2 protein-coding genes and 1 pseudogene are annotated in these 9685 nt (G+C 74.0%); 2 read left to right on the top strand and 1 reads right to left on the bottom strand.

Annotated elements, in window-relative coordinates; all coding sequences use genetic code 11:
* Positions 1–233 precede the first annotated feature (233 nt).
* Both HTV45_RS35245 and HTV45_RS35110 read left to right on the top strand, forming a co-directional pair.
* A pseudogene (locus HTV45_RS35245) lies at positions 234–458 on the top strand (hypothetical protein); the annotation flags it as partial.
* A gap of 260 nt (positions 459–718) precedes the next feature.
* A complete protein-coding gene (locus HTV45_RS35110) occupies positions 719–3934 on the top strand; it encodes a thioester reductase domain-containing protein (protein WP_368860947.1) in 3216 nt (1071 codons plus the stop codon).
* Positions 3935–4197: 263 nt separating this feature from the next.
* On the opposite strand, the gene HTV45_RS31795 is transcribed toward HTV45_RS35110, so the two are convergent.
* Positions 4198–9675 carry a type I polyketide synthase gene (locus tag HTV45_RS31795; RefSeq protein WP_215209366.1) on the bottom strand — a complete coding sequence of 1826 codons (5478 nt, stop codon included), beginning with the start codon at positions 9673–9675 and terminating at the stop codon, positions 4198–4200.
* Positions 9676–9685 lie beyond the last annotated feature (10 nt).

Raw genomic sequence — 9685 nt, 5'->3', positions numbered from 1 at the left:
GCAAGGAGCAGCCGCAGGTGCGGACGGCGTTGACGGCGTTGGCGCAGGTGCATGTGGCCGGTCATGAGGTCGACTGGGGGCGGGTGTTCGACGGGACCGGAGCGTGTCTGGTCGACCTGCCGACCTACCCCTTCCAACACCAGCCCTACTGGCTGGACGGCAATTCCCCGGGCGGACGGAGCGCCACCGGGCTCAGCCTGTCGGCGACGGGCCATCCGCTGCTGACGCAGGCCATGGAACTCGTCGGGAGCGACGGCACGGTCTTCACCGGCCGGCTCTCACTGCACACCCACCCCTGGCTCGACGACCACCGCGTCGACGGGGTCGCGACGCTGCCCTCCTCGGCCCTGGCGGATCTGGCGGTCCGGGTCGGTGACGAGGTGGGCCGCTCCTGCATCGCCGGTCTGACGGTCGACATCCCGTTGACCGTTCCGGACCGGGGCGGGATCCAGGTGCAGGTGACCGTGGGCCCGGTCGACGAGGACGACGGCTACCGGCGGATCACCATCGGCTCACGGCCCGACCGGGACGACCCGGCCCGGCCGTGGGACGTACACGCCACCGGGCTGCTCACCGAGGCGGCACCGGCGCCCGCGGTCTCGCTGGCCGCGTGGCCGCCGGCCGGCGCCGACCCCGTGGAGACGGACGGCTTCTACGACCGGCTCGCGGAGAACGGCTACGTCTACGGCCCGGTNGGCCGCCGGCCGGCGCCGACCCCGTGGAGACGGACGGCTTCTACGACCGGCTCGCGGAGAACGGCTACGTCTACGGCCCGGTGTTCCGCGGACTGCGGGCACTCTGGCAGCGGGGCGACGAGCTGTTCGCCGAGGTCCGGCTGCCCGACGACACGGACCCGGACTCGTTCGGGATCCACCCGGCACTGCTCGACGCCGCGCTGCATCCGCTGCTCGCCGCCGGGCACGACAGCGCCCTGTCCTGGCACGGCTTCAACCTGTACGCCGCCGGCTCGCGCGCTCTCCGGGTCCGTGTCCGGCCCCAGGGCCCGGACGCGTTCCGGCTGTGGCTGGCCGACGACACCGGCGAACCCGTCGCCGAGGTCCGCACGCTGCGGCGGAGCCCGACGGCCCCCGACCGGCAGCCCGGCGGCGCGACGGACGACTCACTGTTCCACGTGGCCTGGCCGCCGGTCGTCCTCCCCGACGAGGAGGACATCGCCCCCGCCCACTGGGCCGTACTCGGCACCACCGCGCTGGACGGGTTCGCGCACCGCGTCGAGAGCGTCGCCGACGCCGCCGGTGCCGTCCTCGTCGCCGTGGCCGACGAGGTCGCCGCGGACGACGGCGGCACCGTGGACGCGGCACACCGGAACACCGTACGGGCGCTCGAACTCGTTCAGCAGAGCCTGGCGTCCGGGACCTCGCAGCTCGTGCTGGTGACGCGCAACGCCGTCGCCACCCACGACGGCGAGGACGTCGAGGTCGGGTCGGCCCCGGTATGGGGTCTGGTCAGATCGGCCCAGGCCGAGAACCCCGGCCGTATCACGCTGATCGACATCGACGACGACCCGGCGAGTGCGGCGCAGCTCCCCGCCGCGATCGCGTCCGGCCATGACCAGCTGGCCGTCCGCGCGGGACGGGCGAGCACTCCCCGGCTGGCCAGAGTCCGCCCGGGGGAGGTGGTGCGGCCGGAGGTGGCGGCCGGGGGCACCGTGCTGGTGACCGGCGGAACCGGCGCGCTGGGCGCGCTGTTCGCCCGCCACCTGGTCACCGACTACGGCGTACGCCACCTCCTGCTCACCAGCCGACGCGGCGACACCGCCCCCGGCGCCACCGAACTGGCCGCCGAACTCACCGCACTGGGCGCCACCGTCCGCATCGCCGCCTGCGACACCGCCGACCGCACCGCACTCGCCGCCCTCCTCGACACCATCACCCCCGCCCACCCCCTCACCGGCGTCGTCCACACCGCCGGCGTCATCGACGACGGCATCATCACCGCCCTCACCCCCGACCGCCTCACCCCCGTGCTGCGTCCCAAGGTCGACGCCGCCTGGCACCTCCACGACCTCACCCGCCACCACCCCCTCACCCTCTTCGTCCTCTTCTCCTCCGTCGCCGGGGTGGTCGGTTCCCCGGGGCAGGCGAACTACTCGGCGGCCAACCACTTCCTCGACGCGCTCGCACAGCACCGCAGGGCCAACGGCCTGCCCGCCGACTCGCTCGCCTGGGCCGCGTGGGGGCAGGAGCGAGGCATGGCGTCCCGGCTTTCCGAAGTGGACCGGAGCCGGGCGACCCAGGCGGGCCTGCGTCCGATCGCGCCGGCCGAGGGCTGCGCGCTGTTCGACGCGGCGATCGGCTCCCCCCACCCGACAAGCGTGCCGATGCACCTCGACACCGCCCTGATCGAGCGCCAGCCCGGCCCGCCCCTCCCGATACTGCGGGGTCTGGTCCGGACGCCGGTCCGGCGCGTGGTCGCCGCGACGGCCGAGGACACCGGGCTGCTCGCGGAGCGCCTCGCCCTCCTCGACGATGCCGGCCAGGAGGAGCTCCTCCTCGACCTGGTGCGCACCGCGGTGGCAGCGATCCTCGGCCACAGCGGCACCGACCAGATCTCCGCCGCCTCCGTCTTCACCGAGCTCGGTTTCGACTCGCTGACAGCGGTCGAACTGCGCAACCTGCTGGAGGGCGAGACGGGTCTGCGCCTGCCGCCGACCCTGCTGTTCGACCACACCAGCCCGGCGGCGCTGATCGCGCACCTCCGCTCGGAGCTCTCCAGCCGGACCGGGACCCCGACGCGGTCCACCGTGGACTTCCCGGCCGAGGTGCGGCTGGCGGACGACGTGGTCCCGGCCGGGGACGTCATCACCGTGGTCCCCGACCCGGAGCAGGTGTTCCTCACCGGGGCGACCGGGTTCGTGGGCGCCTTCCTGCTCAGGGACCTCATGCGCTCGACCGGTGCCACGGTCCACTGCCTGGTCCGGGGTGCGGACGGGGCGGCCGCGCTCGACCGGCTGCGCGCCAACCTGAGCTGGTACGGCATCTGGGACGAGATCGACGCCGATCGCCTGACGGTCGTCGCCGGCGATCTCGCCGAACCGCGCTTCGGCCTCGGCGCCGAGCGGTTCGACCGGCTCGCCCGCGAGGTCGACGTGGTGTACCACGCGGGCGCCACGGTCAACTGGCTGCACCCGTACCAGTCACTGAAGGCGGCCAACGTGACCGGCACCGAGGAGGCGCTCCGGCTCGCTGCGCTGCACCGGACCGTTCCCCTGCACTACGTGTCGAGCACCGGCGTCTTCGCCAAGCCGGCGCCCGGTGGCCGCGGGCTTAGCCCACAGGACCCCACCGGGCCGCCGGAGGAGCTGACCAACGGTTACCGGCAGAGCAAGTACGTCGCCGAGAAGGTCATCGGACTGGCCCAGGAGCGCGGTCTGCCCGTGTCGGTCTACCGCGCCGATGTCATCTCGGGCGCGCAGACCAACGGCGCCTGCCAGATGCGTGACTTCGTCTGGCTGAGCCTGAAGGGCAGTCTCCAGGCCCGGACGGTACCGACCGGCGCGAACGCGCTGTTCCCGATGGTGCCGGTGGACTACGTCAGCGCGGCCGTCCTGGAGCTGTCCCGTACGGCGAACGGCCGGACCTTCCACCTCTTCAACCCCGTGGCGGTCAGCTTCGCCGAGATGGTGACGCGGCTGCGCGAGTCCGGTTACACCCTGGACGAGGTGACCTGGGACGAGTTCGTCGCCACGGTCCGCGACGACCGGGACAACGCGCTCTTCCCGACGATCGACATCTTCCGCAGCTACATGACCGCGGGCGAGGCCCTGTACATGGAGGTGGACGTCAGCGCGACCGAGGCCGCCCTGGCCGGCACGGACATCGTCTGCCCGAAGATCGACGCCGACCTGTTCGCCACATACACGGAGTTCTTCGCCGGCGTCGGCTACTTCCCGCCGCCGGAGAAGCTCGGGTAGGTACGGGTCCGGCAGCTCGCCGGGAAGCCGTCAGCCGCGGGGATCAGCACGATCCCCGCGGCTGACGGCTTCCCGGCCTCCGGCTTCCCGGCACGGTGACGCCGGCCGACGGTCGTGGCACCGGGCCCGCGGACGTACCCGCGGGCCCGCCCGTCGGCCCTCGGGCAGCCGGGAGCCGTGACACCGATGGTCCGCCGGGGCGGTGAACGCCCCGGCGGACCATCGGTGTGGCGACCCGGGCCCCGGGCCCCGGCGGATACGGCTCAGCTGCCGTCCAGGAACTGGAAGAGATCCTCGTCCGACGCGTCGGTGACGTCGAACCGAGCCACGGAGGCGTCGTCGGAGTCCCGGAACGCGCGCAGCTTCGTCAGCAGGCCCTCGACGCGGTCGAGGATCTTGTCCCCGTCCGAGCCGGTCGCCGAGGACATGGTCAGCACCGACTCCACCCGGTCCAGCTCGGCCAGCACCGAACCCGTCGGTGCCGGGGCACCGGCCGACAGCTCGCGAACCAGCTCACGGGTGACGGCCGCCGCGTTCGGATGGTCGAAGACCAGCGTCTGGGCGAGCCGGAGGCCGGTCGCGGCGGTGAGCCTGTTGCGGAACTCCAAGGCGGACACCGAGTCGACACCGAGGTCGGAGAAGGCCCGGTCGGGATCGAACGACCGGCCCGCCGCGTACTGGAGCACTTCGGCCATCTGGGTGCGCACGAGGTCGAGGAGCTCCTCGTACCGGTCTGCCTCCGGCAGTGCGGCCAGCCGGTCGGCCATGGAACCCGAGGCGGCCGTCGGCCGTGGGGCGCGCGGTGTGACTCCCCGGCCCGCGAGTCGCCGCAACATCGGCGGGACGTCGCTCTGGGCTCGTATCGAGGCCAGGTCCAGTGCCACGGGAACCAGCAGCGGTTCGTCGAGGCCGAGCGCGGCGTCCAGCATCGCGAGGCCCTCTTCCGACGTGGACAGGGTCACCCCGAAGCGGTTCAGCCTGGCCACGTCCACCTCGCTCAGGTGCTCGGTCATCGTGCTGCGCTCGTCCCACATGCCCCACGCCAGCGACAGCCCGGGCAGCCCCTGGGCCCGCCGGTGCTGCGCGAGCGCATCCAGGTAGGCATTGCCGGCCGCGTAGTTCGCCTGACCGGCCGTCCCTATCAGCCCGGACATCGAGGAGAACAGCACGAACGCCGACAGGTCGAGATCACGGGTCAGCTGGTGCAGGTTCAACGCGGCGACCGTCTTGGGCCGCAGCACGGCGTCGAGCCGCCGCTCGGTCAGATCGGTCATCAGCCCGTCGTCGAGGACGCCGGCCACGTGCACGACACCGGTGAGCGGGGCTGCGGCCGGGATGGCGGCGAGCACCTCGGAGAGCGCGACGCGGTCCGCCGTGTCGCAGGCGGTCAGGACGACATCGGCCCCCATCTCCCTCAGCTCGGCCGCCAGTGCCGCGCCCCTCGGGGAGCCGGCGCCCGTACGGCTGGCCAGAACCAACCGCCGCACCCCGTGCGCGGTCACCAGGTGCCGTGACACGACGGCGCCGAGCGTGCCGGTGGCGCCGGTGACGAGCACGGTGCCTGTGCCGAACGCCGCCGGGGGCGCGGTGCCACCGCCGGCCTCGGTCCGGGCCAGGCCGGGCACCAGGACCCGGTCCGACCGGAGGGCGAGCTGCGGCTCCTCGGCGACCAGGGCCGCCACCGCGTCCCAGCGCACCGGTCCGGCGTCCACGTCCAGCAGTGCGAACCGGTGGGGATGCTCGGTCTGCGCCGTCCGCACGAGACCCCACACGCCCGCCTGGGCGAGACCGCCGACCGGCTCCCCCGGCGCGGTGCCGACCGCTCCCCGGGTCACCAGCACGAGGGTCCCGGAAGCGAACCGCTCATCGGCGAGCCACTCCTGCGTGACGGTGAGCACCTCGCCGGTGACCTGTACGGCGTCCGGTCCCGCCGGGCAGCGCAGGAACACCACTCCCGGGTCGGCCGACACGTCCGCCAGCGTGTCCACGAGCGCCCAGCGGACGGGCGCTGCCGGTCCGGCGGGCACCGGCGACCAGGCCACCCGGAACATCGAGTCCGCGGTCGTGCCGGGCCCCGACGCCGGCATCTGCCGGAACCGCAGGCCGTCGACCGACGCCACCGGTGCGCCGGCCGTGTCGGCGAGCTGGACCGACACCACGTCCGTGCCGGAGGGTGCCATCCGCAGCCGCAGCGCGGACGCCCCGACCGCCGACAGGGAGACACCCGCCCAGGCGAACGGCAGGACGGCACCGTCCATCCCGTCGAGGATCGATCCGTACCAGACGGCGTGCAGCGCCGCGTCCAGCAGTGCGGGGTGCAGGCCGAACCCGCCGGCCTGCGCCGCGGAGTCCGCCGGCAGGGCCGCCTCGGCGAACAGCTCGTCGCCGCGCCGCCACACTCCGGTCAGGCCCTGAAACGCCGGACCGTAGTCGTAACCGCGCGCGGCGAGGTCGCCGTACACGTCACCGAGCTCGACCTCCTCCGCCCCGTCCGGGGGCCATACGGTGGCGTCGAAGACGGCCGGCCGGGTCCAGCCGCTCAGCGAGCCCTCGGCGTGCCGGACCCACTCGCCGCCGTCCGGCTGCGCGTGCACGGACACCTCCCGGTGTCCCGACCCGTCGGCCTTCCCCACCACCACCTGGACCCGCGTCCCGTCCCGCTCGCCCAGGACCAGCGGTGTGTGCACGGTCAGCTCGTCCAGCAGGTCGCAGCCGACCTCACGGCCGGCGCGCAGCGCCATGTCCACGAACACCGTGCCCGGCACGAACACCTGGCCGAACACCGCATGGTCGGCCAGCCACGGCTGGGCCTCCAGCGACAGACGGCCGGTCAGCACGGTCTCGCCGGACTCGGGCAGCGTCAGCACCGCGCCGAGCAGGGGATGCTCCCCGCTGGTCAGTCCGGCGGCCCGCAGGTCGCCCGCCGGCGCGGTGGCCTCCATCCAGTACCGGTCGCGCTGGAAAGCGTATGTCGGCAGGTCCACGGTGGCGGCGCCCGTCCCGGCGAACACCTGGTGCCAGTCCACCTCCACGCCGTGCACGTGCGCCGAGGCCAGCGCGGTCAGCGCGGTGGCCGGTTCCGGGCGGTCGGTCCGCAGCACCGGCAGCGCGACCGGGGCGGGGCCGGGGTCCCGCCGCGCGAAGCATCCCTCGGCCATCGTGGTGATCGCGGCGTCCGGGCCGATGCCGATGAAGCGGGTCACCCCGTCCTCCTGGAGACGGCTCATGGTGGCGGCGAACCGCACCGGCTCACGGACCTGGCGCACCCAGTACTCCGCCGAGCCCACCGTCTCCGCCGCCACCGGCTCGCCGGTGACCGTGGACACGATCGGCAGCAGCGGCTCGTGGAACGCCACGTCGGCGAGGACCGCGCGGTACGGCGCCAGCATCGGGTCCATCAGGGACGAGTGGAACGCGTGGCTCACCCGGAGCCGCTTCGTCCGCCGGCCCAGGGCCGCGAAGTGCTCGGCGATCAGCGAAACGGCGTCCTCGTCGCCCGACACGACCACCGACTCCGGTCCGTTCACGGAGGCGATGCCGGCCGCGTCACCCTTCAGCGCCGCCGCGACCTCGCCCTCGGTCGCCCGGATCGACACCATCGCACCGGCCTCGGGCAGTGCCTCCATCAGCCGGCCGCGCGCGGCCACCACCCGGCAGGCGTCCTCCAGCGTCCACAGTCCGGCGACGAACGCCGCCGACAGCTCACCGAGCGAGTGGCCGGCCACGGCTTCGGGCAGCACCCCCCAGGAGCCGAGCAAGCGGGTCAGCGCGACCTCGACCGCGAACAGCGCGGGCTGCGCCCACCCGGTCCGGTCCAGCAGCTTCTGCGGGTCCGCTCCCGCGGCCGCCGTGTCGGCGTCCGCCTCGGGCCCGGCGAACAGCACGTCGCGCAGCGGCCGGTCCAGCAGACCGTCGAATCCGGCGCACACCTCGTCCAGCGCCGTCGCGAAGGCGGGGAACTCCGCGTACAGTTCCCGGCCCATCCCGAGGCGCTGGGTGCCCTGTCCGGCGAACAGGAAGGCAGTGCGGCCGGGGTGCGCGACGCCCCGCACCGCAGCGGTGTCCGTGCCACCGCCGGCGATCGCCCGCAGACCGGCGATCAGTCCGTCGCGGTCTCCCGCCACCACGGCGGCCCGCTGCTCGAACGCCACCCGGGCGGTGGCCAGCGAGAACCCGGCGGCGAGCGGTTCCAGCCAGGCCCCCGAGTCCGCGGGCTGCGGGGCCTCCAGTTCGGCCAGCAGCCGCGCGGCCTGGCCGGCCAGCGCGCCGGGGGTCTTGCCGGACAGCACCCACGGCACGAGCGGCAGGGAGACCTGTGCGTCCGGCTCGCCGGCCCCGGACCCGGTGGCCCCGGCCTCCGGTGCCTGTTCCAGGATCAGGTGCGCGTTGGTACCGCTGATCCCGAAGGACGACACGGCGGCCCGCCTCGGGGCGCCCGTCACCGGCCACTCGCGCCGCTCGGTCAGCAGGCCGACCGTCCCGTCCGTCCAGTCCACGTGCGACGACGGGGTGTCCACGTGCAGAGTCCGGGGCAGCACGCCGTGCCGCAGCGCCTGCACCATCTTGATCACACCGCCGACTCCTGCGGCGGCCTGGGTGTGCCCGATGTTGGACTTCAGCGAGCCGAGCCACACGGGACGCTCACGGTCCCGGCCCAGACCGTAGGTGTCCAGGATCGCCTGCGCCTCGATGGGGTCGCCGAGACTGGTGCCGGTGCCGTGTGCCTCCACCGCGTCCACGTCCGACGGGGACAGGCCGGCGTCGTCGAGCGCCTGCCTGATCACCCGTTGCTGGGAGGGTCCGTTCGGCGCGGTGAACCCGTTCGACGCGCCGTCCTGGTTGGCCGCGCTGCCGCGCACCACGGCGAGCACCGGATGTCCGAGCCGCACGGCGTCCGAGAGCCGCTCCACCAGGAGCATCCCGACGCCCTCGGCGAGGCCGGTGCCGTCGGCCGCGTCCGCGAAGGACTTGCAGCGCCCGTCCGGGGCGAGTCCGCGCTGGCGGCTGAACGCGACGAGCATGCCCGGGGTGGACATGACCGTGGCGCCGCCGGCCAGCGCCATCGCGCACTCCCCGCGGCGCAGGGACTGAACGGCCAGGTGCAGCGCGACCAGCGACGACGAGCACGCGGTGTCGACGGTGACCGCGGGCCCCTCGAAGCCGAAGGTGTACGCGATCCGCCCGGAGGCGGCGCTGTTCGTGACGCCTGTCAGCAGGTGCGCCTCCGCACCGCCGGCCGCCTCGTGCAGCCGGGGCCCGTAGTCCGTCGCCATGGTTCCCGCGAAGACACCGACCCGGGCGCCGCGCAGCGCGGCGGGACGGACCTCGGCCCGTTCCATCGCCTCCCACGAGGTCTCCAGCAGCAGCCGCTGCTGCGGGTCCATCGCCACCGCCTCGCGCGGTGAGATCTCGAAGAACCCGGGGTCGAACTCGGTGGCTCCGCGCAGGAACCCGCCGTGCCGGGTGTAGGTACGGCCGGGCACGTCCGGGTCCTGGTCGTACAGCGCGTCCATGTCCCAGCCCCGGTCGGTGGGGGACTCGGTGATCGCGTCGCCGCCGGTGTCCAGCAGCCGCCACAGGTCCTCGGGCGAGCCGACGCCGCCGGGGTACCGGCATGCCATGCCGATGACGGCGACCGGTTCCTGGCCCCCCTCCTCGGTCTCCCGCAACTGCTGCTTGGTCTGCTGGAGTTCGGCCGTGACCCGTTTGAGGTACTCGACCAGCTTCTCTTCGTTGCTCATGAGCACTCCG

Source organism: Streptomyces sp. CHD11, assembly GCF_018638295.1.
Taxonomy (GTDB): Bacteria; Actinomycetota; Actinomycetes; order Streptomycetales; family Streptomycetaceae; genus Streptomyces.
Note: the sequence above shows the minus strand (reverse complement) of the source record. Positions and strands in the feature narration are given on the sequence as shown.

Excerpts from the sequence above, each read along its gene's own strand:
- HTV45_RS31795 (WP_215209366.1), bottom strand. The coding sequence starts at position 9,675 with ATGAGCAACGAAGAGAAGCTGGTCGAGTACCTCAAACGGGTCACGGCC.